Annotated in this window: 27 protein-coding genes; 21 read left to right on the top strand and 6 right to left on the bottom strand. The window is 56.0% G+C overall.

What is annotated here, in order from left to right; all coding sequences use genetic code 11:
• The 17 genes from JBO43_RS03050 (at position 1) to JBO43_RS02970 (ending at position 13,883) form a co-directional block, all read left to right on the top strand.
• A complete protein-coding gene (locus JBO43_RS03050) occupies positions 1–1,128 on the top strand; it encodes an acyl-CoA dehydrogenase family protein (RefSeq protein WP_103949367.1) in 1,128 nt (375 codons plus the stop codon).
• 23 nt (positions 1,129–1,151) lie between these two features.
• Positions 1,152–1,511, top strand: coding sequence for an IacB protein (locus JBO43_RS03045; RefSeq protein ID WP_095282308.1), 360 nt, complete (start codon positions 1,152–1,154; stop codon positions 1,509–1,511).
• 4 nt (positions 1,512–1,515) lie between these two features.
• Positions 1,516–2,052 (top strand): nuclear transport factor 2 family protein, encoded by a 537-nt coding sequence (locus tag JBO43_RS03040; protein ID WP_095282307.1) that lies wholly within the window; start codon positions 1,516–1,518, stop codon positions 2,050–2,052.
• The gene (locus JBO43_RS03035) at positions 2,049–3,362 is read left to right on the top strand and encodes an aromatic ring-hydroxylating oxygenase subunit alpha (RefSeq protein ID WP_095282306.1); all 1,314 of its coding nucleotides are present in this window, start codon (positions 2,049–2,051) and stop codon (positions 3,360–3,362) included. The genes JBO43_RS03040 and JBO43_RS03035 overlap by 4 nt, the downstream gene beginning before the upstream one ends.
• The gene (locus JBO43_RS03030; protein ID WP_202673949.1) at positions 3,362–3,841 is read left to right on the top strand and encodes an aromatic-ring-hydroxylating dioxygenase subunit beta; all 480 of its coding nucleotides are present in this window, start codon (positions 3,362–3,364) and stop codon (positions 3,839–3,841) included. Before JBO43_RS03035 ends, JBO43_RS03030 begins: the two co-directional genes overlap by 1 nt.
• A gap of 10 nt (positions 3,842–3,851) precedes the next feature.
• Positions 3,852–4,586 (top strand): SDR family NAD(P)-dependent oxidoreductase, encoded by a 735-nt coding sequence (locus JBO43_RS03025; RefSeq protein ID WP_202673699.1) that lies wholly within the window; start codon positions 3,852–3,854, stop codon positions 4,584–4,586.
• Between the two features lie 9 nt (positions 4,587–4,595).
• Positions 4,596–5,528, top strand: a complete 933-nt coding sequence (locus JBO43_RS03020; RefSeq protein WP_202673698.1) for a PDR/VanB family oxidoreductase — start codon at positions 4,596–4,598, stop codon at positions 5,526–5,528.
• A gap of 10 nt (positions 5,529–5,538) precedes the next feature.
• Positions 5,539–6,033: a flavin reductase gene (locus JBO43_RS03015; protein ID WP_095282303.1), complete on the top strand. Its 495-nt coding sequence runs from the start codon at positions 5,539–5,541 to the stop codon at positions 6,031–6,033.
• A 92-nt stretch (positions 6,034–6,125) separates the two neighbouring features.
• Positions 6,126–7,382 carry an MFS transporter gene (locus JBO43_RS03010; RefSeq protein ID WP_202673948.1) on the top strand — a complete coding sequence of 419 codons (1,257 nt, stop codon included), beginning with the start codon at positions 6,126–6,128 and terminating at the stop codon, positions 7,380–7,382.
• Positions 7,379–8,065, top strand: coding sequence for a 3-oxoacid CoA-transferase subunit A (locus tag JBO43_RS03005; RefSeq protein ID WP_202673697.1), 687 nt, complete (start codon positions 7,379–7,381; stop codon positions 8,063–8,065). The genes JBO43_RS03010 and JBO43_RS03005 overlap by 4 nt, the downstream gene beginning before the upstream one ends.
• Positions 8,062–8,724: a 3-oxoacid CoA-transferase subunit B gene (locus JBO43_RS03000; protein ID WP_103946040.1), complete on the top strand. Its 663-nt coding sequence runs from the start codon at positions 8,062–8,064 to the stop codon at positions 8,722–8,724. Before JBO43_RS03005 ends, JBO43_RS03000 begins: the two co-directional genes overlap by 4 nt.
• Before the next feature lie 10 nt (positions 8,725–8,734).
• Positions 8,735–9,514, top strand: a complete 780-nt coding sequence (gene pcaD / locus JBO43_RS02995; RefSeq protein ID WP_202673696.1) for a 3-oxoadipate enol-lactonase — start codon at positions 8,735–8,737, stop codon at positions 9,512–9,514.
• A complete protein-coding gene (locus JBO43_RS02990; RefSeq protein WP_202673695.1) occupies positions 9,498–10,613 on the top strand; it encodes a muconate cycloisomerase family protein in 1,116 nt (371 codons plus the stop codon). The genes pcaD and JBO43_RS02990 overlap by 17 nt, the downstream gene beginning before the upstream one ends.
• Positions 10,614–10,624: 11 nt before the next feature.
• Complete coding sequence (catC, locus tag JBO43_RS02985) at positions 10,625–10,915, top strand: muconolactone Delta-isomerase (RefSeq protein ID WP_103946037.1); 291 nt, start codon at positions 10,625–10,627, stop codon at positions 10,913–10,915.
• A gap of 39 nt (positions 10,916–10,954) precedes the next feature.
• Positions 10,955–11,881 (top strand): catechol 1,2-dioxygenase, encoded by a 927-nt coding sequence (gene catA / locus JBO43_RS02980; RefSeq protein ID WP_095282296.1) that lies wholly within the window; start codon positions 10,955–10,957, stop codon positions 11,879–11,881.
• Between the two features lie 264 nt (positions 11,882–12,145).
• The gene (locus tag JBO43_RS02975; protein WP_202673694.1) at positions 12,146–13,108 is read left to right on the top strand and encodes a fatty acid desaturase; all 963 of its coding nucleotides are present in this window, start codon (positions 12,146–12,148) and stop codon (positions 13,106–13,108) included.
• The gene (locus tag JBO43_RS02970; protein ID WP_202673693.1) at positions 13,101–13,883 is read left to right on the top strand and encodes a phosphate/phosphite/phosphonate ABC transporter substrate-binding protein; all 783 of its coding nucleotides are present in this window, start codon (positions 13,101–13,103) and stop codon (positions 13,881–13,883) included. Before JBO43_RS02975 ends, JBO43_RS02970 begins: the two co-directional genes overlap by 8 nt.
• 101 nt (positions 13,884–13,984) lie before the next feature.
• On the opposite strand, the gene JBO43_RS02965 is transcribed toward JBO43_RS02970, so the two are convergent.
• From JBO43_RS02965 to JBO43_RS02950, 4 genes are all read right to left on the bottom strand, one after another.
• Entirely contained in the window at positions 13,985–14,305 is a 321-nt protein-coding gene (locus JBO43_RS02965) for a branched-chain amino acid transport AzlD family protein (RefSeq protein WP_095282293.1), read from the bottom strand.
• Positions 14,306–15,046, bottom strand: coding sequence for an AzlC family ABC transporter permease (locus tag JBO43_RS02960; RefSeq protein ID WP_202673692.1), 741 nt, complete (start codon positions 15,044–15,046; stop codon positions 14,306–14,308).
• A 13-nt stretch (positions 15,047–15,059) separates the two neighbouring features.
• Entirely contained in the window at positions 15,060–17,336 is a 2,277-nt protein-coding gene (locus JBO43_RS02955; protein WP_202673691.1) for an FdhF/YdeP family oxidoreductase, read from the bottom strand.
• Positions 17,337–17,461: 125 nt separating this feature from the next.
• Positions 17,462–18,298 carry an alpha/beta fold hydrolase gene (locus JBO43_RS02950; RefSeq protein WP_103946031.1) on the bottom strand — a complete coding sequence of 279 codons (837 nt, stop codon included), beginning with the start codon at positions 18,296–18,298 and terminating at the stop codon, positions 17,462–17,464.
• 265 nt (positions 18,299–18,563) lie between these two features.
• Between JBO43_RS02950 and JBO43_RS02945 the strand changes: the two genes are divergently transcribed.
• Positions 18,564–18,884, top strand: a complete 321-nt coding sequence (locus JBO43_RS02945) for a cupin domain-containing protein (RefSeq protein ID WP_103946030.1) — start codon at positions 18,564–18,566, stop codon at positions 18,882–18,884.
• Positions 18,885–18,894: 10 nt separating this feature from the next.
• Here JBO43_RS02945 and JBO43_RS02940 read toward each other — a convergent pair whose 3' ends face one another.
• A complete protein-coding gene (locus tag JBO43_RS02940) occupies positions 18,895–19,785 on the bottom strand; it encodes an oxidoreductase (protein ID WP_103946029.1) in 891 nt (296 codons plus the stop codon).
• Positions 19,786–19,820: 35 nt separating this feature from the next.
• The gene (locus tag JBO43_RS02935; RefSeq protein WP_202673690.1) at positions 19,821–20,342 is read right to left on the bottom strand and encodes a DUF2938 domain-containing protein; all 522 of its coding nucleotides are present in this window, start codon (positions 20,340–20,342) and stop codon (positions 19,821–19,823) included.
• A gap of 70 nt (positions 20,343–20,412) precedes the next feature.
• Between JBO43_RS02935 and JBO43_RS02930 the strand changes: the two genes are divergently transcribed.
• From JBO43_RS02930 to JBO43_RS02920, 3 genes are all read left to right on the top strand, one after another.
• Positions 20,413–20,811, top strand: coding sequence for a MerR family transcriptional regulator (locus tag JBO43_RS02930; protein WP_202673689.1), 399 nt, complete (start codon positions 20,413–20,415; stop codon positions 20,809–20,811).
• A 437-nt stretch (positions 20,812–21,248) separates the two neighbouring features.
• Complete coding sequence (locus tag JBO43_RS02925) at positions 21,249–21,869, top strand: hypothetical protein (RefSeq protein WP_202673688.1); 621 nt, start codon at positions 21,249–21,251, stop codon at positions 21,867–21,869.
• 414 nt (positions 21,870–22,283) lie between these two features.
• Entirely contained in the window at positions 22,284–25,622 is a 3,339-nt protein-coding gene (locus JBO43_RS02920) for a DEAD/DEAH box helicase (RefSeq protein WP_202673687.1), read from the top strand.
• Positions 25,623–26,000: the final 378 nt, after the last annotated feature.

The raw sequence follows: 26,000 nt of genomic DNA, 5'->3' as shown, positions 1-26,000 counted from the left end.
ATGTCTGCTATCCAGGTCCGTGAGGAACTTGTGCCACTGCTGAGTGATGTCGCCGCTCGCAGCCATGAATTTGAACACCAGCGTCATATTTCTGACGACATCATTGCCCGTTTCCGCCAGGCGGGCGTCTACCGTGCGCTGGTGCCCAAAATGTATGGCGGCGACGAATGCTCTCCGGCGCAATTTTGCGAACTGATCGAGCAAATCTCCACCGCCGACGGCTCTGCGGGCTGGGTGGCCAGCTTCGGCATGAGCCCGTTTTATCTCGGCGCGCTGCCGCCCGACACCCTGCAAGAGCTGTATCGCGACGGACCGGACGTGGTCTTTGCAGGTGGCATCTTCCCGACGCAGAAAGCCATTCAGGCAGACGGCGGATACCGCGTCAGCGGACGCTGGAGTTTTGCCAGCGGCAGCATGGGGGCTTCAGTGCTCGGCGTCGGGATTTTGCCGGATACCGAACAGGCACTGCCGCGCATGGCGGTATTGCCCCGCGCCAGCGTGCAGATCGATCCGGTCTGGGACACGGTCGGCCTCGCCGGAACCGGCAGTCACGATCTGCTGGTCAACGACGCCTTTGTCCCGCACGAGTGGACCTTTATTCGCGGCGGGGCGCTGAATCTGGAAGGGCCGCTGTACCGCTATCCGGTGCTGTCCCTCGCGACGCAAGTGCTCTCCGTGGTGGCGCTCGGCGTGGCTCGCGCGGCACTCAATGAAATCTACGCCATCGCCCATCGTCAGCAGTCGGTGACCGGCGCGCCACGTCTGGCGGACCGCCAGCAGGCGCAAATGCAAATTGCCCGCTGCGAAGCCGAGCTGCGCTCCGCCCGCGCCTGGTTTTATGAGGCCATCGACGACGTCTGGCAGTGTCTGCTGGCGGGAAATGAGGCGAGCTGCGAGCAGATCAACGCCCTGCGGCTTTCCTCCACTCACGTGACACGCGTCGCCGCTGACGTGGCGCGTCAGGCACTGGCGCTAAACGGCATGGGCGGCGTCACCATGACCAGCCCGCTGCAACGTTTTGTGCGCGACACGATGGTGATCACTCAGCACGCCTTTATGGGCGATCTCTCGTACCTCAACGCCGGTACGGTCTTTTTCGGCGGCAAACCGCTGCCCGGTTATTTGTAATTTTTTAATCAAAGGAGCAACAGATGAGCCAGTCAAAAACGTTACGAGTGCTGTTTTGCATCGGGGTTAATCAGAACTTTTTCGACGCGAGTCCGGCGGAGGCCAAACAGGTGTGGGCCGCGTTCGGCGTGATGATGAAAGGCATTGAGGAAACCCAGGGGATTCGCGTTATCGGCAACATGGATGACGACCAGCTGATGGTCGGCCCGTCCACCACCGCACCGTGGACCACTTACGTGCTGGCGGACGCCGAGCACCTGGACAACGTGGCGGCTGTCTGCAACTTGTTCCGCACCACGCCGGTTGGCGAAAGCGGCAGCAAGCTGTGGAAATTCTGCAAAATCGAAGCCCGCGTGGGCCGCGAACTGATTATTCAGGGCTAAGACCATGAACGCACAGGATGCGCTGCGCTTACAGCAGCTCGAAGACAGCCAGGCGGCGCGGGTGTGCATCAGCGATTACATGCGCCTGTGCGACCAGCTCGACAGCCATGAAACTGTGCAGGCAATCGGCGCGCTGTTTACCACCGACGCCTGTTGGGAAGGGCTCGGTGAACCCTACGCCACTCGTCTCGGCAAACACCAGGGACGCGAGGCGATTGTCGCGATGATGGCGAGTTACGTGCGCCGTCCCGCGCACTTTGCCCTCAACGCGCATTTCCTGTGCTCGGAAGCGCTGGGCCACACGGCGGACGGTGAACTGCGCGGGCGCTGGCTGATGCTGCAAACCTCAGAATTTACCGCCGGAGGGGCGCACCTGAACGCCGCAGAAATCTGCGTCACCTTTATGCGCGACGCGAACGGCATGGCGATGCGCCACTTCACTACCCGCAACCTGTTCAGCCGACCGGTGGACCGCTGGCACGCGGCGGATGAATTACCTGTCCCCGATAAAAACGAAAATGTGCAGGAGAACCAGACATGAATTGCGATCACCTGATAGCCATTAAAAATATCGACACCTCGCCGCAGGCGGTGCCGAGCGCGGCAGAGATCGCGGCGCTGGTCCAAAGCGACCGCGTCCACACCTCGCTCTACACCTCGGACGACCTTTTCCAGCTCGAGCTGGATCGCATCTTCAGCAAAACCTGGGTGTGGGTGGCGCACGCCAGTGAAATCCCGGACACCGGCAGTTTCAAAACCACCGAACTCGGCACTCAGCCGGTGATTGTGGTGCGCGATCGCAAAGGTACCGTTCACACGCTGCTCAACCGCTGCCGTCACCGCGCGGCGACTGTGTGCGAACACCGCAGCGGCAAAACCAACAGCTTCGTCTGTCCGTATCACGGCTGGGGCTACGCGCTGGACGGCAGTCTGCGCGGCGTACCGCATCCTGAAAGCTACGCCGATCAGCTTGAAAAGGGCGAACTGGGGCTGGTTTCCCTGCGCACCGAACAGTACGCGGGGATGATTTTCGCCACCTTTAACGACCAGATCGAACCGCTGGAAGATTTCCTCGGCGCGGCGAAAAAGTGGATGGATCTGTTTATGAAACAGGGCGCGGGCTATCCGATCAAAACCGGCCCGGCGCACCGTTTCCGCTTCCCTGGCAACTGGAAAATCCAGCTCGAAAACACCACCGACGGCTACCACTTCCCGGTGGTTCACCGCTCGTTCTTAAGCTCCGTCGATAAGCAGACTGAAGAGATGCTCAACTTCGTCGACGGCAGCGGCTACGTCGAAGATTTGGGCAACGGCCACAGCGTAATGGTGATGATCCCGGAATTAGTGGATCTCGACGCGAATCTCGATGCGCCAATCCCTGAGCGTTTTGAAGCGCTGGCAGAGGCGCTGCGTGCCGAACACGACGAACAGCAGGTGCGTCGCATCGTGCGCGCCGTCGGTGGCTCCGGTTTTAATCTCAATATCTTCCCGAACATCGCCTGTTCGATGGCGTTCTTCCGCGTGCTTCAGCCGGTGTCCGTCAATGAGACTGAAATTCACCACGCGGTCATCACGATGGACGGCGGGCCAGAAATTGCGAACCAGGCGCGTCTGCGTCTGCACGAACACTTCCAGGGGCCGATGGGCTTTGGCACGCCGGACGACTCCGAAGCCTGGGAGCGCGTTCAGCGAGGGGCCACGGCGGGTGATGACCTGTGGATCATGCTCAACCGAGGGCTGGCGGGCGAGTACCGCACCGACGACGGCCTGCGTAGCGACGTCAGCGCCGAAACCGGGATGCGCGCGGCCTACCAGCAGTGGAAAAAACTGATGACGGAGAGCGAACAATGATGACGCCAGAATCTGAACTCTTTGCCGCCGTGACGCTGATTAACCTCGAAGGCGATCTGCTCGATCAGGGCGAATTTAACGCCTGGCTGGATCTGTGGCAGCACGACGGTCTGTACGTGGTGCCCATCGACCCGAACGAAACCGATTTCAAGAACACGCTCAACTACGCCTGTGACGATCACCACATGCGCGAAAAACGTGTTCATCGCCTCTACAGCGGCGAGTCGATCTCCACCACGCCGCGCGCCAGAACCCTGCGCACGTTGTCGCGTTTTCATCTGCTGGAATCCAGCGACAGCCTGATTGTGGTGCGCGGGGCGCAGTCCCTGTGGGAACACCGCAAGGGCCACAGCCGCCATTACGCGGCGGATATTACCTGGCAGCTCCAGCGCGAGGGCGACCGCCTGCGCATCCAGCAGAAGGTGATCCGCCTGGTCAACAGCGACGATGTGCTGCACAGCATCGGCTACATCCTCTGAGGAATCGCGCATGACACAAACAGCATTAGTGACCGGCGCGGCCGCCGGTCTGGGCAATGTTATCGCCGCACATCTTCTGGAACAGGGGTTCCAGGTGGTGCTGACCGACGTCGACGCCGCTCGCGCGCAGCAGGCGGCGGACGCGCTCGACAGCGATAACGTGCTGGCGCTGGGGCTGGATATCCGCCAGCCGGAGGAGTTTACCCGCGCGCTCAACGCGACGCTCGCCCGTTTCGGCAGTTTACAGGTGCTGGTCAACAACGCCGCGCTGACGCTGGCAACGCCAGTAATGGAGATTGGCGTCGACGAGTTCGACCGCGTGATCTCCACCAATCTGCGCGGCACCTTTGTCGGCTGTCAGACGCTGGGGCGCTACTTCGACGCTCAAGGCTACGGTCGCATCATCAACCTGGCATCGCTCGCCGGGCAGAACGGCGGCACGGCGTCGGGGGCGCATTACGCCGCATCTAAAGGCGGCATTTTGACGCTGACCAAAATCTTCGCCCGCGAGCTGAGCAAAGCGGGCGTGACGGTCAATGCCATAGCACCTGGCCCGATGGATTCGCCGATGGTCCACGCTCTGGTGCCGGAAGAAAAAATGGCCGGACTGCTGGCCATGATCCCGGTCGGGAAACTCGGTGAGGCGGCGTTTGTCGCGCAAGCCGTGGCATTGCTGGCTTCACCGCAGGCGTCGTTTGTCACCGGGGCAACCTGGGACATCAACGGCGGCCTGTTTATGCGTTAAGGAGCCACCATGCTGACACTACAGGTTATCCGCCGCGAGCTGCAGGGCGACGTGGTGCTGCTGACGCTGGCGCATGTTGACGGCATTCCGCTCCCGTCGTTTCGCGCCGGGGCGCATATCGACCTGCATCTCAGCGCCGATTTGATTCGTCCGTACTCCCTGTGCGGCGACCCGCAGAATGCCCGGTACTACCAGCTCGGCGTGCTGAAAGACACAAATTCGCAGGGCGGATCGCTCGCCGCCCACGCCCTGCGTGAAGGCGATGAGATTCAGGTTAGCGAGCCGCGCAATCTGTTTGCGCTGGATGAAACCGCCGCCCACAGCCTGCTGATCGGCGGCGGAATTGGTATCACGCCGATGCTGGCGATGGCGGCGGAACTCCACGCCGCCGGGCGGAGTTTTTCGCTGCATTACTGTGCCCGTTCGCGTTCACAGGCGGCATTTATTGCGCAGCTGGAAGCCGCGCCGTTCGCTGATCGCGTGCATCTGCACTTTAGCGACGAGCAGCGCCTGAATCTTGACGCCGCGCTGTGCGATGTGCCCGACAACACCCACGTCTACACCTGCGGCCCGGCGCGGCTGATGGATGCGGTGACCGATCGCGCAAAAGCCCAGGGCTATCACCCAGAGCACATCCACCAGGAGTGTTTCAGCGCCGAGGTGCAGACCGGCGGCAATGCCTTTGAAGTGGTCGCGGCGACCAGCGGCATCACCGTGAAAGTGCTGGAAAACCAGACCATCGTCGAGGCGCTGGCCCAGGCCGGGCTGAAAGTGAATGTGTCGTGCAAGCAGGGGATTTGCGGCAGTTGCCTGACTGACGTGCTGGAAGGCGAGCCGGATCACCGCGACCACTATCTGACCGACGAAGAGAAAGCCGACGGCGATCAGATCCTGCTCTGCTGTTCGCGGGCGAAATGCGCCCGTCTCGTTATCGATTTGTAAGGAACCACTTATGACACTGCAAACAGAATTTCGTAATGCGATGGCGCAGCTCGGCAGCGCGGTTTCGGTTATCACCACCGACGGCCCGGCGGGGAAATTTGGTTTTACCGCGTCGGCGGTCTGTAGCGTGACCGATCAGCCGCCTACGCTACTGGTGTGCATGAACCGCAACTCCTTTGCTCATCAGCATTTCAAACACAACGGCACCCTGTGCGTCAACGTGCTCTCCGGTGAACATCAGGATCTTTCTGGCGTCTTCGCCAACGCCAGCCTGCGTTCCGAGGAGCGGTTCCTGCACGACAGCTGGCAGGTATTGAGCAGCGGCGCGCCGGTGCTCAGCTCGTCCGTCGCCAGCTTTGATTGCACCATCGACACCTGTCACGAAGTGGGTAGCCACAGCGTTTTCTACTGCCAGGTTCAGGCTATTCGCATCAGCGAACAGCCGCGCGGGCTGGTCTACTTCAACCGCCGCTATCACACCGTCGGTGACGATGTGCAGGCGTAAGTCCACGACAACAAGAGGGGACGCGTGTCATGAGTAATGTCGTTACTGAAAGTACCGTCACACAAGCCGCCGGCAGCCAGGACGCGCAGCAGATGCGCAAGCTGGTGATCGCCTCGGTGCTGGGCAATGCGCTGGAATGGTATGACTTTTTTCTGTATGGCACGGCGGCGGCACTGGTGTTTGGCCCGCTGTTCTTCCCGGTGGGCGGTGACCCGCTCCAGGGAACCTTGCTGGCCTTTTCTGGTTTTGCGGTCGGTTTTCTGGCGCGTCCGCTGGGCGGGATTGTCTTCGGGCATATCGGCGATCGCTACAGCCGAAAAATGACGCTGATCATGACCCTGACGCTGATGGGCGCCACCACGTTCGTGATTGGCCTGCTGCCGGTGTACGCGCAGATTGGTATCTGGGCGCCGCTGTCGCTGATCATTTTGCGCTTCTTACAGGGCGTGGCATCGGGCGGAGAGTGGGGCGGTGGAGTACTGATGCTGAGTGAAAACGCGCCCGCATCACGGCGCGGGTATTACACCGCCTGGAGCCAGATGGGGGTTTCCGGTGGATTTGTTCTCTCGGCCTTTGCCTTTTACCTGGTGCAAAAACTGCCGGAAGACGACTTTATGAGCTGGGGCTGGCGCGTGCCGTTCCTGCTGAGCATCGTCATCTTTTTAGTCGGCGTTTACATCCGCAAAAACATCCGCGAGAGTAAGGCCTTTACCCAGGCCAAACCGGAAGACCAGCACGAGAAAATCCCGCTGCTGGTGATTATCCGCGAACACCCGAAAGCGCTGTTGCAGGCCATTGCCCTGCGTCTGCCGGAGAACGGCGCATCGTACATCTTCTTTACCTTCTCGGTGGTCTACGCCAAACACATCGGCATCAGCACCGGTGAAATTATCAGCGCCGTGACCCTGGCGATGCTGGTGGAGTTTTTCTCGATTCTGTTCTGGGGGGCGCTGTCGGATCGCATCGGCCTCAAGCCGGTCTACTACATCGGCGTGATCGGCCTGCTGGTGATGGCATTCCCGTTCTTCTGGCTGCTCTCCACCGGGACGTACGGCTGGATCATGCTGGCGATGCTGCTCGGCCTGCCATTTTGCCACGGGGCGATGATCGGCACTCAGCCCTGCATCATGAGCGATCTGTTCCCGGTGCGGGTGCGCTACTCCGGCCTGGCGTTGGGACATGAAGTGGGATCGATATTTTCCGGCGGTCTGGGACCGATGCTGGCGGTGGCGCTACTGATGGAATTCAACGCCTCATGGCCCGTCTCCGTACTGCTGATGGTTTACGCCCTGCTGGCGTGGATTGCGCTGCGCAGCCTGCCCAATAACAAAAAAGAGGCCCAGGAATGATTGATAAACGGATTGCCACGCTGGATGGCGCGGTGAAAGACATTTTTGATGGCGCGACGGTAATGGTCGGCGGGTTTGGCCCGGCGGGACAGCCGTCGGACCTGCTGGATGCGCTGATCCGCCGCCGTCCACGCGAACTCACCCTCATCAGCAACAACGCTGGCAACGGCGACTACGGCCTGGCGGCGCTGCTCAAAGCAGGTTGCGTGAGGAAGGTGATCTGCTCCTTCCCGCGTCAGGTGGATTCCTGGGTCTTTGACGATTTGTATCGTCGCGGCGAGGTCGAACTGGAGCTGGTGCCGCAGGGCAATCTGGCAGCGCGTATTCAGGCGGGCGGTTCGGGACTGGGCGGCATCTTTACGCCAACCGGTTACGGGACTGAGCTGGCCGAAGGCAAAGAGACACGCCATATCGACGGCAAAGATTATGTTTTTGAACTGCCGCTGAACGCCGATTTCGCGCTGATCAAAGCGCTGAAAGCCGACCGCTGGGGCAATCTGGTGTACGACAAAACCGGGCGCAACTTTGGCCCGATCATGGCCGCCGCCGCCCGTTGCACCATCGCGCAGGTGAGCGAATGTGTGGCCCTCGGCGAACTGGACCCGGAAGCGGTGGTCACGCCGGGCATTTTTGTTCAGCGGGTGATTCAGGTTTCAGCCACGTCACTTAAGGAGACCGCGTGAAGACGTTAACGCATCAACAGCTCGCCGAGCGCATTGCGCGGGATATTCCCGAGGGCGCGTACGTCAATCTGGGCATCGGCATGCCGACCCAGATTGCCAACTATCTGCCAAAGGATCGCGAGATTTTTTTGCACAGCGAAAACGGCATTCTCGGCATGGGGCCCGCCCCTGCGCCAGGCGAGGAAGACCCCGAGCTGATTAACGCCGGGAAACAGCCGGTGACGCTGCTTTCGGGCGGGTGTTATTTCCACCACGGCGACTCCTTCACCATGATGCGCGGCGGGCACCTGGATATCTGCGTGCTGGGTGCGTATCAGGTGTCGGCGCGTGGCGATTTGGCCAACTGGAGCACCGGCGCGCCGTCCGCCATTCCTGCCGTCGGCGGGGCGATGGATCTGGCGATCGGGGCCAAAAAAGTGTTCGTGATGACCGAGCACCTGACCAAAAAAGGCGAGTGCAAAATCGTCGAACGCTGCACCTATCCGCTCACCGGCATGGCCTGTATCGACCGCATTTATACCGACATGGCGGTGATGGATATCACGCCTGAAGGCGTAGTGGTGCGTGAGTTGTTTGGTGACGTGACGCCGGAGTATTTGCAGTCCGTCACGCCGGTGGCGCTGACGTTTGCGCTGCTTGCTGAAGACGCGACGGCATAAGGAGAAAAGCATGGAGATTGAGTTTCGCCTTGATGGCCCGGAAGGCGCGCCGCTGCTGGTGCTGTCAAATTCGTTAGGCACCACCTGGGAGATGTGGCAGGCACAAATCCCGGCGCTGACGCAGCATTTTCGCGTGCTTCGCTACAACACGCGCGGGCATGGGCGTTCGGCTGTCGGTTCACAGCCCGTTACCCTTGAGCTGCTCGGACAGGACGTGATTGCCCTGCTGGATCATCTCGATGTGGAGCGGGCCTGCTTTTGCGGAATCTCGCTTGGCGGCATGACCGGGATGTGGCTCAACCGCCACGCGCCGGAGCGTTTCCAGCGGATTGTGGTGGCGAACACGGCGGCACGAATTGGGCAGGAAGCGGGCTGGCGTGAACGTGCCGCAACGGTGCGCGAGCAGGGCATGGACCCGGTTGCCCAGAGCGCCGCCGACCGCTGGTTTACCCCTGCGTTTCGTCAAAACAATCCTGAGGTGGTTTACCCGCTCATTGAGCAGCTCGCTGCCACACCGGCAGAAGGCTATGCCGCCTGTTGTGACGCGCTGGCGATGGCCGATCTGCGTGATGAACTGACGCAAATGCCACGCCCGATGCTGGTGATCGCAGGGGAAAGTGACCCTGTCACCACCTCGCGTGACGCCGAAGCTATCGTGGTGGATGCCCCCCACGCGCACTACCTTGTTTTACCCGCGTCGCACCTGTCGAACGTGGCCTGTGCGGCGGCGTTTAACCAGCATGTGATCACCTTTTTAACCGCAGGAGCCGAGCATGAGCTTAACCATTGAATCCATCACCTGTTGGCTGGTGGATATCCCGACTATTCGTCCGCACAAGCTGTCGATGGCGACGATGGGCTGCCAGACACTGACTATCGTACGCATGGAATGCGCACAGGGCGTGGTCGGCTGGGGCGAAGCCACCACCATCGGCGGCCTGAGCTACGGGGCGGAAAGCCCGGAAGCCATTCGTTCAGCGATTGAAACCTATCTCGCACCGCTGCTGTGCGGCCAGACATTCAGCGGTGTCGCATCACTTGCGCAGATGATGAATGCCAGCGTCAAAGGCAACACTTTTGCCAAATCTGCGCTGGAAACCGCGTTTCTTGATGCGCTGGGGAAAAAGCTGAATGTGCCCGTCAGCACGCTGCTCGGCGGGGCATTAACCCAAAGTCTGCCGGTGCTCTGGACCCTGGCGAGTGGCGACACCAACAAAGACATCGACGAGGGAAAACGCCTGCTTGCCGAAGGGCGGCACAACACTTTTAAGCTGAAAATCGGCGCGGGCGAACTGCATAGCGATATCCGTCATGCGCTGGCGATCAAGGCGGCATTGGGCGATGGCGTCAGCGTGCGGGTGGATGTGAACCAGGCGTGGGATCTGCCGAGCGCGATTAAAGGCATGGCGCTGTTGCAAGAGGGCGGTATCGACCTGGTCGAGCAGCCGATCCCGCTTTGGGACACGCGTGGGCTGATAGCCCTGAGTCAGCGCTTTACGCTGCCGATCCTGGCAGACGAAGCGGTGGCAACGCTTCACGACGGCTATGGCCTGGCAAACGGCGGTTTTACCGGTGCCTATGCCCTGAAAATTGCCAAAGCGGGCGGTCCGGTGCAGGCGCTGAAGCTGGCGCACGTGGCGCAGGCCGCTGGCGTGGCGCTGTACGGCGGCACGATGCTGGAGGGCACGCTCGGCACGGTGGCCTCTCTCCATGCGTGGTCGACGTTGAAAATGCAGTGGGGCACCGAGATGTTTGGCCCGCTGCTGCTGAAAGACGACATCGTCGCAAACCCTCTCGATTTCAGCGACGGCCAGGTGACGCTGCCGCAAGGCCCTGGTCTGGGCGTTGAGATCGACGAAGACAAATTGCGTTATTACGCGCGTAAATAAAGGACACCAGAATGCTATTTAAAGTCGAGATGACGGTGAATATTCCATCGTCGCTGCCCGCAGCCCAGGCAGAAGAAATAAAAGCCAAAGAAAAAGCCTATTCGCAGCAATTACAGCGCGAAGGGAAATGGCTGCATATCTGGCGCGTCGTTGGGCAATACGCCAATGTCAGCCTGTTTGATGTGAAAGATAATCAGGAGCTGCACGAGATATTAACTGGCCTGCCGCTTTTCCCTTATATGGAAATTAGCGTGCAGCCGCTGTGCCAGCATCCATCGTCTATTTATGTTGAAAAGCAGTAACACAGAATAATAAACCTTATCCTACAAGAGGAATACGCAATGTCAGTCAATCCAACCAAACAAACCGAACTGGAAACGTTACTCGCCATCAGCAGCGGATTAAATTCTGCCCAGGGTAACGAGCGTTTTAAAACGATTATGCATCAGCTCCTCGGCGACCTGTGTGCAACCATTAAAAAGTTTGATATTACAGACGAAGAGTTCTGGCTGGCGGTGAATTATCTCAATGAGCTGGGCGAGCGCAAAGAGGCGGCGCTGCTGGCGGCGGGATTAGGGCTGGAGCATTATCTCGATATGCGTGCCGACGAAAAAGAGGCGGCAACGGGCAACGACGTCGGCACGCCGCGCACCATCGAAGGGCCGCTGTACGTAGCCAACGCGCCGCTCAGTCAGGGCTACGCGCGCATGGACGACGGCAGCGAGAAGGCCGAAACCATGTGGCTGCACGGGACCATTACCGATCTGCACGGCAAGCCGGTGGCGGGCGCGATTGTCGATATCTGGCACGCCAACACGCTCGGCGGCTATTCGTTCTTTGATGCATCGCAAAGCGAATATAACCTGCGCCGCCGCGTGCAGACCGGCGCGGATGGACGCTATGCGGTTCGCAGCATTGTGCCGTGCGGCTACGGTTGTCCGCCGGATGGCCCAACGCAAAAACTGCTGAACGGTTTAGGGCGTCACGGCAATCGTCCGGCGCACGTGCATTTCTTTGTCTCCGCGCCGGGTTATAAACATCTGACTACGCAGATTAACCTCAATGGCGATGAATATCTGTGGGACGATTTTGCCTTTGCCACCCGCGAAGAGCTGATCGCCGATCCGATTAAAATCACCGACAGCAAACTGGCGCAAGAACGCGATATTAACGCCCCACACACGGAAGTCAGTTTTAATTTCGCATTAGTGGCGAGTGCCGACAGCCAGGAAGAAGAACGCGGCAAGCGTGCGCGCGTGAAGGAATAACGTGCGAGGACATTGTCGGGTGGCGGCTTTGCCTTACCCGACCTACGTTTACATTTGCGCGGTCTGATGCCCTCATCCGAACCCTCTCCCACGGGGAGAGGGAGCCAAATGTGTAGGCCGGGTAAGCGCAGCGCCACCCGGCAATAAACCGCACCGTTCTTTCTATTTCCGGCAATGCATAGCCATTTAAATTCTTTGTTATTTCCGACGTTATCTCACATCTTCGTGGGATAACGTCTTATTGCGGAAATGGCATCGAACCCGATGAGTCAACGGTCTCCACTCTATTTACATCCACAGCAACGCGAGATTATTCGCCACCTTTCTCAGCGCTGGTTATGGCGCAGCGAATTTCCCACCTGGGTTTTACTTATTGTCATTTACGGCGGCTGGTTTGCCACGCTGTATTTTTGGCAATTCCTCGGACGTATTCCCGCGACTGTGCTGCTGATCTGGTTTACCGCCTGGTATATGTCGCTGCAGCACGAGCTGATCCACGGCCATCCGACACGCGTGGCATGGTTCAACCAACTGCTTGGCACGTTGCCGCTGGCGGTGTGGTATCCGTTCGGGCTGTATCGCGATTCGCATCTGGCACATCACAATCACGACCATCTGACCGTTCCGGTGGACGACCCGGAATCCTACTATTTCACCGATGAATCCTGGGCGAAGTTTTCCCCGTGGCAGCGCAAACTGATCCAGGCGCGCAATACTTTTCCCGGTCGCCTGCTGTTAGCCCCGCTGCTGGATATTTTCCAGACGCTTACCGGCGCATATAAAGCGTTTCGCCATCTACAACTCGGGAATATGGCGATGTGGCTGATTCACGGCGCACTGCTGGTGCCGCTGTTTATGTGGATGGAAACGATCGGATTTTCGGCACTGTATTTTGTGCTCGCGGTGAGTTATCCGGCGCTGGCCTTAACCAAAGTACGCTCATTCCTGGAACATCAGGCGGCGGACGATCCGCTGGCGCGTTCGGTGATTAACGAAGCCGCGCTGGTGTGGCGAGTGTTGTTTCTCAATCTCAACTATCATTCAGTGCATCACGATCTCCCTGGCGTGCCGTGGTATGGCCTGCGTGAAATATATCTGCGCAATAAACAAGATTATCAGCAGCGCAATCAGCAATTTGTGGTGCATGGCTACGGAGAATGGCTGCGCCAGTTTTGGGCAAAAAACATCGATGTCACCGTGCATCCGGGTGTGAAAAAGCATGACTAAGACTCTCGCGTTTCCGATGTATGCCATCAATACGGCTGATAACGATCGGCTGTGGCAGGCGGTGCGAACTCTTTTGCTGGAACGTGGCCTGCGGGTCAGTTCCTGGAACGGGACGGATTTGCTCGCGCACTGGCAAAGCCCTGAGTTGCTGCTCAGCCAGACCTGCGGTTTCCCGCTGGTGACACAGCTTACGGACGTGCAGACGGTGGGCTGTTTTCACTACACCGCGTCCGGCTGTGAAGGCATTCATTACCGCAGTTTTCTCGTTGCGCGTGAAGCGGATGCGGGTAAAACGCTGGCGGATTTTCGCGGTCAGCGGGCGGTGTCTAATTCTGTCGATTCGCAGTCGGGGTATAACGCCCTGCGTAAAATGGTCGCGCCGCTTTCAGTGCAGGGACGGTTTTTCTCGGAAACGCGTTTGAGCGGGAGTCATCGGCAATCATTGATTGCACTGGCAGAAGGGAGCGCGGATATCACCGCCATCGACTGCGTGACCTGGGCGTTATTGCAGCGCCATGAACCCGACGTACTGAAAAGTTTGAGCGTGGTGGGAGAAACCTCGCCCACGCCAGGGCTGCCGTTGATCACGGCGGGGGATGCTTCAACGGTTGAGCTTTTGCGGGATGCGCTGCACGCGCTGGTGAGTGAACCGCAATATCAAAGTGTGTGCGAGGCGATGCTGATCGGCGGGTTTAGCGCGGTGTCGCGCGAACCGTATTCTCTGTTGCTCGCGTGGCGCGATGAGGCGGTGGAGTTGGGTGTGACGCGGCTTTGACGTTGTGCCTTTTGTTGCCGGGTGGCGGCTGCGCCTTACCCGGCCTACGATTGAGGGTTGTGTAGGCCGGGTAAGCGCAGCGCCACCCGGCACTTCAGGCATCACCCCAACAAATAACTCAACCCTGAAAACGCGACCATTCCGGCGATCACCGTCGCAAACAGGCTGCGGGATAAAATCCCGGCGAGCGTTGCCACGCCTGCCGCCAGCAGCGAAACGCTGATCCCCGACGGGGTCAGCGCCGGTTTACCGACCAGCTCGGCGGTGATTATCGCAGCCATGATCGCCGAAGGGATAAAGCTCAGCCACTGTTGCAGGACAGGAGCCAGGCGGAACCGCGAGAGCAGCAGAATCGGCACCGTACGCATCAGGGCAGTAACCACCGCGCAGGCGATAATCGCCAGTAAGATATTCCTCTCCATCTATTTCCCGCCTTTATAGAATACGCGCAGCCCCAGGGTCGCGAGAGTCGCTGAAACGGATGCCGCAACGATCACCACTACGCTCATGTCCGTGTGACCGGCAGTCAGCAGGGTCATGACCACCGCCGCGGCGATGCTGAACGATTCCAGCGCTTTGCGGCGGCTGGCGAACCAGATCATCAGCACCAGTCCAATAAACATTGAGACCAGGCTGAAGCTCAATCCTTCCATCAACGATGGCGGAAGAGCGGAGGCGAGCCATGCGCCGACTATGCAGGCGAGGATCCAGTTGAGCCAGGCGGCCAGGTTTAGACCCAGCATCCACGCAAACGGCACTTTGCTCTGCTGGCTGCCGTTTTGCACCGCCACGCCAAACGTTTCATCGGTCAGCAGCAGCCCGCTGACCACTTTTTGCAGGGTGGAGTATTCGCGAAAGAACACGCTCATGGCAGAGCTCATCAGCAAATAGCGCAGGTTAACGAGGAACACGCTCAACACCACCGAGGCAATTTCCGCGCCGGTGGCCCACAGCGAATAAAACAGAAACTGCGCTGAACCGGCGTACAGCGCGCTGGCCAGCAGAGCGGTTTGCAGAGTGGTGAAGCCGGAAAGTGTACCAATGGCCCCGGCGGCAAAACCGATGCTCCAGTAGCCCGGAATGGTGGGCAGACAGGCAGTAATCCCTGCGCGAAATTCCATGCTGGCGTCATCCCGACGCAAAGTATTTGTTTTCATCAACATCAAAGGGTCTCGTTTAAATTGCGCGGATCTCTTTTGAGCGTAACGTCACCGTGACGGGCACAGATTTATAGGACGGTGTGCCACTGTCTTTGTCAAGATAATCGAGCGGAACCAGCACGTTAGCCTCCGGGTAATAGGCACCGACGGTCCCGGAGGCGATGTTGTAAGCCACCACGGTGATATCCATCAGGCGCAGAGCGCTGTCCGGTAGTGCCGTTGCGATATCGACCCGATCCCCGTGCTCCAGGCCGAGCTGTGCCATATCGCCCTCGTTCATAAACAGAATATCGCGGCGGCCAAACACCCCGCGATAGCGATCGTCGAGCGCATAGATGGTGGTGTTGTACTGGTCGTGGCTGCGCAAGGTGACCAGACGCAGAATGTTTTCACCGACCCCTTGCCGGTTCTCATCAACCCCGTCGAACACGGAGAACATCGCTTTACCAGATGGCGTCGGCCATACGCGTTCAGTTGGCGGGAGTGGCATCCGAAAACCACCGGGAATGCGGATACGCTGATTGTACTGGTCAAAGCCGGGGATGGTTTTTTCGATCAGATCCCGGATCAGATCGTAATCCGTCACAAGACGGGTCCAGTCAACTTTGGTGTGAATCATCGTCGTTTTTGCCATCCCGGCGATAATCGCGGGCTCGGAGCGCAACTCAGGAGACGCGGGCTTGAGCTTGCCGGAAGAGGCATGAACCATCGACATGGAATCTTCCACGGTGATGGATTGCCTGCCCGTCAGCTGCATATCCAGCTCGGTTCGACCGAGGCAGGGGAAAATAAAGGTCTCTTTCGCCGTCAGCAGGTGCGAACGGTTGAGTTTGGTGCCGACATGAACGCTGAGATCGAGTGTTCGCATCGCCGGGAAAACGCGCTCGTGCTCCGGCATTGCCACCGCAAAATTACCGCCAAGACACAACAGCGCTTTCGCACTTCCATCGATCATCGCCTGGGTAGTTTGTACCGCATCGTGCCCATGCGCGGAAGGCGGCGTAAAGCCAAACACCTCTTCGATTTTACCCAGAAACGCCGCCGTCGGTTTTTCGGAGATCCCGACGGTGCGGTTGCCCTGCACGTTCGAGTGCCCACGTAGCGGGCAAATTCCGGCTCCCGGTTTACCGATATTGCCGCGCATCAGCAGCAAATCGGCTATCAGGCGCACATTGGAAGTGCCTTTATTGTGCTGAGTAATGCCCATGCCATAGGTGATGATGGTGGCGTTCGACTTAGCGTAGGCTTCAGCTACCTGGAGCAAATCGTCGCGAGACAGACCCGATTCGCGCTCTATTGATTCCCAGCGAGTCGCCTCGATATCTGCCGCGAACGCGTCGAAACCCTGTGTGTGGGTGGCGATAAAATCGTCATCCAGCGCGTTTTCAAACGCCAACAGATGTTTCGCGATGCCTTTCAGCGCGGCGGCGTCGCCACCGGCTTTGACCTGGAAATAGGTCGACGCGATATCCGTTGAGCTGTAGGTCGCCATTTCGACCACGCTTTGCGGATCGGCAAAACGCTCCAGCGCGCGCTCACGCATCGGATTGAGCACGATAATGGGCACATTTCTTCTGGCAAGTTCATGCAGCGTGCCCATCATGCGCGGATGGTTGGTACCGGGATTATGACCAATCGAGATAACCAGCTCAGTTTTATCAAAATCATCCAGCGACACGGTGCCTTTGCCAATCCCGATAGAGCGCGGTAATCCCACGCTGGTGGCTTCGTGGCACATATTGGAACAATCAGGAAAATTATTGGTGCCGAGCTCACGGGCGAACAGCTGGAACAGATACGCTGCTTCGTTCGAGGCGCGACCGGAGGTGTAAAACTCGACGGCATCCGGTGGGAGCGCACGCAATATTTCGCCTATGCGGGCGAACGCTTTTTCCCATTCGACCGGGCGGAAGGTATCGCTCTGCGGGTGATATTCCAGCGGATGGGTCAAACGGCCATAGCCTTCGAGTTCGAAGTCGCTTTTCGCCAGCAGAGAAGTCACCGTGTTTTCGGCAAAAAAGGCAGGCGTTACGCGTTTGCTGGTGGCTTCCCAGGTGACGGCTTTGGCTCCGTTTTCGCAGAACTGGAAGGTGGATTTGTGCTCCTTGTCGGGCCAGGCGCAGCCGGGGCAGTCAAATCCGTCGGGCTGATTGGTGCGAAGCAGGGTGGCGGGAGCCTCGAGGGTGTCCATCTGGGTGCGCACGGCGATGGCGGTGGCTTTGAGTGCACCCCATCCACCGGCAGGACCATCATAGTGCCTGATTCCTGGAACCGAGCGGCGTTTGTTATTCATAAAAGCTCCGGCTGTGTCGATCAATAGATCGATTCTACACCGTTGCAGTTAACGAAATAACAACAAATAAGCATCATTTTAGTGATGAATGCCGGTATCACGGGGCGGTGATACCGGAGGTTCAGTTAACTGCGAATAAACGCCAGCAGATCCTGGTTAATCACGTCCGCATGGGTGCTGTGCATACCGTGCGGGAAGCCCGGATAGACTTTGAGGATGCTGTTGCTGATGAGTTCATCCTGAAGCAGGCTCGCATTTTTGTACGGCACCACCTGATCGTCATCGCCCTGCAAAATCAGCGTTGGCACGGTGATGGCTTTCAGATCCTCGGTCTGGTCGGTTTCGGAGAACGCTTTGATGCCCTCATAGTGCGCTTTCGCGCTGCCGATCATTCCCTGACGCCACCAGTTCTGGATGGTGCCCTGTGAAATTTCCGCGCCATCGCGGTTAAATCCGTAGAACGGACCGGACGCCACATCGAGATAAAATTGTGCGCGATTGGCGGCGAGCGCCTGGCGGAATCCGTCGAAGACTTCCAGCGGCGTGCCGCCCGGGTTGTCCGGCGTTTTAACCATCAGCGGAGGGACGGCACTGATCAGCACCGCTTTCGCCACACGCCCCTGCGGCTGACCGTATTTTGCGACGTAGCGCGCAACCTGCCCGCCACCCGTCGAGTGCCCGATATGCACCACGTTTTTCAGATCTAAATGCTCAACGATGGCGGAGACATCGGCCGCATAGTGATCCATATCGTGCCCGTCGCTGACCTGACTTGAGCGCCCGTGGCCCCGGCGGTCAGAAGCGATCACCCGAAAACCTTGTGCCAAAAAGAACAGCAGTTGGTTATCCCAGTCATCCGCACTTAGCGGCCAGCCGTGGTGGAAAAATATCGGCTGCGCATCTTTGGGGCCCCAGTCTTTATAGAAGATCTCAACGTTATCTTTGGTGGTGACAAATGACATGATTGAACCTCTCGGGTGGAGTGAAAGGAGAAGGGGTAGGTTGGATATCAGGTGGAAAAGTACAGCTTCCAAGTCTAGTTGAGAACGGTGCCGTTTGCCTGAATTCTCGGGTCAGGAAATTCCAGGAAGGGGTCGTGAATATCCTTGTAAACCAGAGCGTTAAAAAGGCTTAGCTAAAATCCGGCAAGCCTAACCTGATGAAATCATAACGGTATTACTGACGACATGGTAAAGGTGGTGAAATCTAACGAAGCGGAGTGGAAAAATGAAAGCCTCTATTGCGGGCGTCGTCGCGAGCCTGCCGGAGATCTGGCGCTCAGGCGTTCTTGGAACCGTCGGGAACGCCAATATTAAGGTGATCAAGATGGGAGGAGAGGGCATTCCGCCAGAAGTTCACGACGATTTCGACGAGCTGCTGCTGGTGCTCGACGGAGAACTACCGCTGGTGGTGGAGGGCGAGCAGTTTACGCTCAAGGCAGGCGAGTACTATTTTGTGCCAAAAGGGGCGTGGCATTCGGTACCGGCGGGGAGTTTTGGCGTGTTGTTGCTGGTGGACGTGGGGCAGGGAAAACCCGCCGCCCCCTGAATCGTGCACGTCACCCCGGCCCCTCGCTACCCGCCGCCAGCAGTGGAACGATGACGTTGCTGATGGGCACGGGAAGGCCATGTTTTTGCCCGTAGCGCTGGATCACGCCATTGCGGATGTCCCACTCCAGCGGGCGATTGGCCTGTCGGTCGGCCAAAATTGAGGTGCCCAGATCTGCCGGGGCACGATGGAAACCGTCGACGATCTCTTGTGGCACACTGTCGCTTAAGCGCGCGCCTTCTGCCCGCGCGACGCTCAGACATTCGTGCAGATAGGCCAGCGCCAGCGCTGTAATATCGTCCCGCGAGAACATGCCCGCGCGACGATTCGCCAGCACCATCAGCCCGGCGACGGCATTCTGCAACAGCTTGCGCCAGGCGATGGAAGTAAAATCTGCTGACAGCTCGACCACACAGCGCGTGCCACTGAGGGCATCGATGATGCGTGTGGCCTGCGGGATATCCGGGAGGGTCAGGCGCGGTTTAGCGCGGAGCCAGACGGAAGCATCCGCCTCGCGCTGGGCCGGAAACCAGACCACCGACGGGATCACCGTGGCGCCGTTGACCCAGGGGCCGAGCTGGGTTTTCTGCTCGACGCCATTTTGCAGCGCGCAAACGACGGTGTTTTCATCACATAAGGCGGCAAGCCATTCGGCGCAGTCTGCCACCTGAGTCGTTTTAACCGCGACAAACACCAAATCGAACGGATGACGGACGGACGCAGGATCGGTTAATACCGGACCGGGCACCGTCACTTCACCTTCATCGTGACGCAAAATTAACTGCGGATGCGCGGTGCGCCCGCAGAGCAGGGGCGTTCGGCCAACTTCATGAAGCGCAGCGGCAATCGTGGTGCCGATAGCACCGGGACCGATAAGGGCGACTGAGGGATGGTCAGACATCTTGTTTTCTCCTTCTTAAGCAACGAGATTTATTTTTAGCATACTCCTATCCAGGCACCTGTCGCATAACAGGAAAAAGTCATGATGCGGGCCGCGATAAAAAGACCAACCCCGTATGCCAGATGAGTTAGCAGGCTCAGCAGACGAGCCAGCCACGGTCGCGGTGTACGTGATGCTGCGATGCCAAAACCCAGCGCGGGCTGCAGAACCATGAAGGGGGCAAGCAGTGTTAATAGGCCTGCGAGAATACCTGTCGTAAGAGAAGGGTGACGGAACCATTCTGCGCCGTTCAGCATCAGTGGCACAAAAGCAAATATTATCCCGGTAAGATAGTGGAATGCCCAGCCGGTGGACAGCTCCCCGTAAATTCGCGGCTCTGAGACGATCTTAGGATGGTAGAGCGTCCCTCCGGGCAATCCCAGAATCCAGCGCCCCACCAGTGCATAGTTCAGCGGCGGAATCTTGATAACGTATTTCTGAAAGCATGACCATAGGTCCATAACCAGGGTTGCACCGATCCCCACAATGGCTGTTTTAAGCACGATACTCATATCCATGTCTTCTCCTTGCTGATGGAATGCTAAGCTGTCTCTCAGTGTGCAACTTAAAGTTAGGTTTAAGTCAACGATGAAAGAACTGGATATTAGAGAAGTTGCTGACCTTTCGGGCGTTAAGCCGTCTGCATTGCGGTTTTACGAAAAGAAAAGATTGATCCAGCCTGTCGGCCGTAACGGTCTGAGAAGGCAATACCACGAGAATGTGCTCAATACACTGCAACTGATTACGTTGGGACAGGCGGCAGGATTTTCTCTGGAAGAGATTGCAGCGATGCTGGGATCGAAAGGTAACATTGCGATAGACCGCGAATTGCTTCATCAGCAATCAAGGAAAATTGACGTCACGATTCGCAGATTGCAGCTGTTAAGCCGCGGGCTGAAGCACGCTGCGCGTTGTTCGCAACCGGTGCATACCGAGTGTGAGGAATTCAAAAAGATTGTCTCAAGAGGGCTTCGTCTGGTGAGGTAAGTTTTTCTTAGGCTAACTTTTGGGATTGATGCTGGCTTCTTGATGGACTGAGCTGTGTCATAGTTGGATGGTGTTGAATAACAGAGCAAGGATGTCTGATTTAGTAAGGGTCAGGAGCGGATTATCATTTAATGAAAGGCAGAAAAGTCTCTAAAATCATAATTTTCTATTTTTACCCCCTGCTTACAGTCAGACTACAAATATGACTTATCTTCTTGGCTAACGTTTTTATTGAATTCCCCTCAAGACTATTTGAACCCCTCTTATAATAATCTTAACTCCACGCAATGGGTATTTTCATCAAAATAACCCATCACTAATAATGAAGTGCGATATTTTCCTTATGGCTCACGCTTTTGTGCTATCGAATCCTGACCAAAAAAGAAAATACTCAACAGTACTGTTCCTCCTGTTTATCAGTTTGCTGAGATAACACTATGTTCAACCCTCAAGAAGATAATATTGCCGTATTCATGACAACATTGCGGATACGTAAGCCGTTTGATTTTAGCAACCATCTTGATCCCTACATTGTGGTGATTGCTACGGACAAAAAAGACAATGCAATCCGGATGAACGCCAGCCATTTTGCATTCCCTGGAGCAAAAGTCTACCAACAGCTCATTACCCCTGATAACGCTGTACTGCTTTACGGTCCTGAAAATCCAGGGGAGTTTCTTACACTGAGCATCTTGTTGCTGGATTCCGATGCGGACGTTCAGGATGCTGGAAAGCAGTTGGAAGAGGTCATCAACACCAGTGCTACCGCTGCCGACGTCATAACCCGTCTCACCGCTAATCCAACCGTCATGGTAGCGACGATTCTGGCAGAAGAAGTGCTGCAAGGCATTGCTCAGATCATGCAGCAAAATAAAGACGACCCAATTATGTTTGTTCACGACAGCTGGCTACAAGGACTGACGCCGCCGTACGGGATCAATCAGTATAAATTGCATGCCAGCGACAGTGCCGAAATCAGCCTACGCGTTTCCCCAATAATGAGGCAACCTCAACAAAACAATGTGGTGGCAATTGCACATATTGAGGTGGATAAATGAGAGAAATAACGTTAAGAGCAACGCTATCTGTCTTAGTTCTATGAGGTGTAGCGGGAATGGTTGGGCAGGGTATTCGGGCCATTGTCGGACTGAGGAAAGCGGGTTATCTGCAAATCGAAGCGGGCGAGTGTAAAACGGCAGATTGCCAGTTACTTGTTCCGGACCAGTATATTCAATTTCTTTGAAGTACCCTTTATCCTTTGTTCGTATTCATATCCAGTGTCTAGCGAAATGAATTTAACTTATGTCGGCTGAAAGTAGACGGACACATTTTTGTTTCCGACTCGTTCACACCCAAACTTGATAATGGTTTCACATTATTCACTAGAGTTATCTGATTGAACTATTGAATAATTTGCATGTTTAGTTAGCATCTAACTCTCATAACGCAGACGAGTAACACGTGAGGTTTAGGTGACTCAACAACATACGCAGGTCCAACAGGTTTTTCCTTTCTGGAGAGCTATCGAGGCGCTAACACCACAGAAACTTGATAAGGATAATCCCGACGACCGGCTGTCTCCGGCTTATAAGGTTGCTTTTGGTTCGCGCTTACCCTGGGAAGACCCGAATCATACTCGCAAACCTGTGCCTGATAGCAAGGTATGGCGCTACACCGCTCAATGTGGTGCGTATGGATTGTCACTGCTCTCTGAGTTGCTTGAGAACAAGATTGGGCCTCATGAGGATGTCTTTACTGACAGGACGAATGGGCAAAGCCGCCTCTTTGATGTCAGTTTCAATGAACATGGTATACCGCAATTTGACTCGTTTATGCTATCTCTTTCCGTGTGGTCTGCCGGGCAAATTCTCCAGCATGAACGGGGTGTTGTGGCTTTAACTGAAAGTCGGAGTGCTGATTTTTCCGGCTTTACTGTTCCCGGTGACACCATCCCGAGTATTGACAGCGGCTTTTCTGATTTTGATGAAATAACCCGTCGCCTTATGCAATGGATTGCAGAGGAAGCCATACGGATGGAGAAAGAAAATGTCAGAGCGGATTTGCGCTGGATAATACAGCTTGCGGAAATCGTGCTTGAAAAAACGCATTTTCCCCGTGAAACCATGTCGCCAAAAGTTGTTGCCCTTGTTAAATGTATTCAGGTTAAAGCGCCAGAGAGGAGCAGAAGTGTTGAACAAAACTCCAGGCGTGGCACTTCTTCCGAAAAAAATGAGAAGGGCAAACCATCCGCAGCCGTTGCGGATGATTTATTAAACAGTTTTTTCATTAGAGAATTAAGCCATCTGAGTACGGCCTGGCAACAAAAAAATTATGGGTTGGGATTTGCAGAATATATGAACGCTATTGCGCAACCTGACCGACTCCGGACAGATATTCGATCACCAGAGGGCCTTGAAAAAGCTTTCCAAAAGCTTTTGCCGACTCAGGTGCCCAAGGGAGCCTGGCCATCCGAATACCCTTTGGCCTTTAGTCAGCAATTAGCGGTCAATGAAATTTGGAATCAACATTCTGATCAAGCGGGAATGTTTGCCGTTAATGGCCCCCCGGGAACAGGGAAAACCACACTTCTTCGCGATGTGGTTGCTGCTGTGGTGACATCACGGGCAGAAAAACTGATTGCTCTGGCAGATGATGTTTTTGGAGACAAGAACAAAATCAAACTCGGAGATAACTGGATTCCTCATTATAAGCTGCATGCAGCAATAAAAGGCACGGCAATTGTTGTCGCTTCTTCAAATAACGGTGCGGTGGAGAATATTTCTCTTGAGCTACCGGGAGAAAAGGCTGTACCAGAATCAGTTCTTAAACAGAGTGATTATTTTACCGATCTGGTCTCCGAATTAATAGGAAAACCAGGATGGGGGCTTTTGGCAGCAAGGCTAGGTAATAAAGAGAATCGGGAAGGATTTTTGAATGTTTTCTGGTGGCGTAAGCCCGAGGGAAAAAAAGAGGATATTACATTGAGGCCGACCACTTTCTCCCCCCAGTGCGGAGAGGGGCTGGCATATCATCTCAAAATGATCTCTGAAGGTTTGCGTGAGCCACAGATGCAGTGGTGTGACGCAGTTTCGCGTTTTCAAACGGCACTAGAGAATGAAGACGCGAAACGTCAACAACTGATCAACTATTCAATGCTGGATGAAAAGATAAACTTGCTGAATCATAGGATTCGCGAAGCAACAAATACACTCGCAATAAGCACTAACAAATTACGTCGTAGCAATGAGGCGCTGTCAGCTTTTGATATTGAGGCTTTGCAACAAGAGAGCCACTGTGCCGGGTTACTTGCCGAGCTCGACGCAGCCGAGAAACGTTTGCATCAGCATGAATCTAACAAACCAGGGCTGTTACTAGGGCTCGCAACACTTGGTCGTTCACAACGTGAATGGTGGGAAAGATACCGGCGATTAACGGATAAAAGTGATGCAGCCAGAGACGAAATTTCGTCACAGCAAAAGCACCTCAGTGCAATAAAGGCAACGCAGTCTGATGCAGCTAAAAAAGTCGCGGTGTTAAGGAAAGAGCGGCAACTGGCTGAGGACGTTTTGACGGAGAGCGAGGAACGTCGTAACGCAACGGAAAATTTGCTTGAGCAGGCCAAATCCACATTAGGGTCTTTTTGGCCAGATAGTAATTCATCGGAGAGTATCAGGGAAAAATCTGCGCCATGGGCGATGGAAGCATGGCGTAAAGCCAGAGAATCTTTGTTTCTGGCTGCACTTGATGTACAGAGATCTTTTATCGAAAATCACCCTACACAGATGATCAGCAACATTAATCTCGCCAGCGATTGGCTCAGGGGAAAACCATTACCCGAAGCGGAAGCAACATTAGCGTTGGATTCCCTTTCTCTTATTGTCCCTGTGGTGTCCACTACGTTCGCTTCTATTCCTCGAATGTTTAAGAACATCGGCCGGGAAGCCATTGGGTGGCTGTTGATCGATGAAGCTGGGCAAGCTCTACCTCAGCAGGCTGCAGGGGCAATTTGGCGGGCGTCAAGAACAGTAGTCGTTGGCGATCCGAAACAGCTGGAACCTGTAAGTGGAATTCCCACTGTTGTTGAAGCCTCACTTGGCCAACACTTTGCTGTACCGCCATCGTGGTGGCCCAGTGAGGTTTCTGCGCAAATTCTTGCTGACCAGTCGATGGATTTAGGTACATATCTCCCAGATCCTGATAAAAGTTCTATTTGGGTTGGGTGCCCGCTGCGAGTTCATCGCCGCTGCGATGATCCGATGTTCACCATTAGCAATCGGATTGCCTATGATGGCTTGATGGTTCATGGGAAAACGCGTATTACAACGTTGCTTCCGCAGAGTTGCTGGATTGACGTGGTTGGTAAAAATTGTGAAGGAAACTGGATTGTGGAAGAGGGTAAGGCTGTCCAAAAATTGCTGCTCGATCTACAAAACATTCACCATGTTCGGCCTGAGAATGTTTTTCTTATTTCCCCTTTCAAAGATTGCTCCCGGAAATTATGGCAGCTGGCTTTACATTTAGGTTTTGACACGCGCAAGACGGGAACCGTTCATACCACTCAGGGTAAAGAGGCCAATATTGTGGTGCTCGTGTTGGGGGGGAATTTGCAGAAGCCTGGTGCAAGAGCGTGGGCGGCCAGTCGTCCAAATCTGCTTAACGTTGCAGTAAGCAGAGCTAAACAGCGTCTGTACGTCATTGGCGATCGTACACAATGGCAGGCGCTACGGTATTTCTCGACGCTGGCGAAAAATTTGCCTGCCAGGGACGTTCTCTCTCCTGACCATCTCCCTCAAGAACATATGATGGAGTGATGCAACTGACCAACTGGTCGCTCAAAATAAGTGAGGTATTGGGGAATACGGTCTGGCAGGGAGTAAATGTCAGTAATAGAGGCAAGGTGAGCTGTCATATAGCGTGTTGTCGTTGTTCATTGTTAATTTCTCATAAGATTCAATATAAGAAACATCGATGTGCAGATAAACAAGAATATGATGCCAGAACGAGTCATTCCGCCCATAGCATGTCCCAGTTTTGTCTGCTATGAGCGAGGAACGGACCTTTGCTGACTCATCACTAACATCGGGGGAGTGGTATTTAGTGATGCTCGCTGATGGGAAGAAGGGAGCTTTTAACCTGTCTATTTCTGCGCGCATTGCTCTTCACCTCGAACATTATCCCAGCAACCAGAG

This window comes from Lelliottia jeotgali, assembly GCF_016771845.1.
Taxonomy (GTDB): domain Bacteria; phylum Pseudomonadota; class Gammaproteobacteria; order Enterobacterales; family Enterobacteriaceae; genus Enterobacter; species Enterobacter jeotgali.
This window is presented reverse-complemented; position numbering and strand designations above follow the sequence as displayed.

What these genes read in the sequence shown, in the direction of transcription:
- JBO43_RS03050 (WP_103949367.1), top strand. Translation starts at nt 1, where the DNA reads ATGTCTGCTATCCAGGTCCGTGAGGAACTTGTGCCACTGCTGAGTGAT.
- JBO43_RS03045 (WP_095282308.1), top strand. Translation starts at nt 1,152, where the DNA reads ATGAGCCAGTCAAAAACGTTACGAGTGCTGTTTTGCATCGGGGTTAAT.
- JBO43_RS03040 (WP_095282307.1), top strand. Translation starts at nt 1,516, where the DNA reads ATGAACGCACAGGATGCGCTGCGCTTACAGCAGCTCGAAGACAGCCAG.
- JBO43_RS03035 (WP_095282306.1), top strand. Translation starts at nt 2,049, where the DNA reads ATGAATTGCGATCACCTGATAGCCATTAAAAATATCGACACCTCGCCG.
- JBO43_RS03030 (WP_202673949.1), top strand. Translation starts at nt 3,362, where the DNA reads ATGACGCCAGAATCTGAACTCTTTGCCGCCGTGACGCTGATTAACCTC.
- JBO43_RS03025 (WP_202673699.1), top strand. Translation starts at nt 3,852, where the DNA reads ATGACACAAACAGCATTAGTGACCGGCGCGGCCGCCGGTCTGGGCAAT.
- JBO43_RS03020 (WP_202673698.1), top strand. Translation starts at nt 4,596, where the DNA reads ATGCTGACACTACAGGTTATCCGCCGCGAGCTGCAGGGCGACGTGGTG.
- JBO43_RS03015 (WP_095282303.1), top strand. Translation starts at nt 5,539, where the DNA reads ATGACACTGCAAACAGAATTTCGTAATGCGATGGCGCAGCTCGGCAGC.
- JBO43_RS03010 (WP_202673948.1), top strand. Translation starts at nt 6,126, where the DNA reads ATGCGCAAGCTGGTGATCGCCTCGGTGCTGGGCAATGCGCTGGAATGG.
- JBO43_RS03005 (WP_202673697.1), top strand. Translation starts at nt 7,379, where the DNA reads ATGATTGATAAACGGATTGCCACGCTGGATGGCGCGGTGAAAGACATT.
- pcaD (WP_202673696.1), top strand. Translation starts at nt 8,735, where the DNA reads ATGGAGATTGAGTTTCGCCTTGATGGCCCGGAAGGCGCGCCGCTGCTG.
- JBO43_RS02990 (WP_202673695.1), top strand. Translation starts at nt 9,498, where the DNA reads ATGAGCTTAACCATTGAATCCATCACCTGTTGGCTGGTGGATATCCCG.
- catC (WP_103946037.1), top strand. Translation starts at nt 10,625, where the DNA reads ATGCTATTTAAAGTCGAGATGACGGTGAATATTCCATCGTCGCTGCCC.
- catA (WP_095282296.1), top strand. Translation starts at nt 10,955, where the DNA reads ATGTCAGTCAATCCAACCAAACAAACCGAACTGGAAACGTTACTCGCC.
- JBO43_RS02975 (WP_202673694.1), top strand. Translation starts at nt 12,146, where the DNA reads ATGAGTCAACGGTCTCCACTCTATTTACATCCACAGCAACGCGAGATT.
- JBO43_RS02970 (WP_202673693.1), top strand. Translation starts at nt 13,101, where the DNA reads ATGACTAAGACTCTCGCGTTTCCGATGTATGCCATCAATACGGCTGAT.
- JBO43_RS02965 (WP_095282293.1), bottom strand. Translation starts at nt 14,305, where the DNA reads ATGGAGAGGAATATCTTACTGGCGATTATCGCCTGCGCGGTGGTTACT.
- JBO43_RS02960 (WP_202673692.1), bottom strand. Translation starts at nt 15,046, where the DNA reads ATGTTGATGAAAACAAATACTTTGCGTCGGGATGACGCCAGCATGGAA.
- JBO43_RS02955 (WP_202673691.1), bottom strand. Translation starts at nt 17,336, where the DNA reads ATGAATAACAAACGCCGCTCGGTTCCAGGAATCAGGCACTATGATGGT.
- JBO43_RS02950 (WP_103946031.1), bottom strand. Translation starts at nt 18,298, where the DNA reads ATGTCATTTGTCACCACCAAAGATAACGTTGAGATCTTCTATAAAGAC.
- JBO43_RS02945 (WP_103946030.1), top strand. Translation starts at nt 18,564, where the DNA reads ATGAAAGCCTCTATTGCGGGCGTCGTCGCGAGCCTGCCGGAGATCTGG.
- JBO43_RS02940 (WP_103946029.1), bottom strand. Translation starts at nt 19,785, where the DNA reads ATGTCTGACCATCCCTCAGTCGCCCTTATCGGTCCCGGTGCTATCGGC.
- JBO43_RS02935 (WP_202673690.1), bottom strand. Translation starts at nt 20,342, where the DNA reads ATGGATATGAGTATCGTGCTTAAAACAGCCATTGTGGGGATCGGTGCA.
- JBO43_RS02930 (WP_202673689.1), top strand. Translation starts at nt 20,413, where the DNA reads ATGAAAGAACTGGATATTAGAGAAGTTGCTGACCTTTCGGGCGTTAAG.
- JBO43_RS02925 (WP_202673688.1), top strand. Translation starts at nt 21,249, where the DNA reads ATGTTCAACCCTCAAGAAGATAATATTGCCGTATTCATGACAACATTG.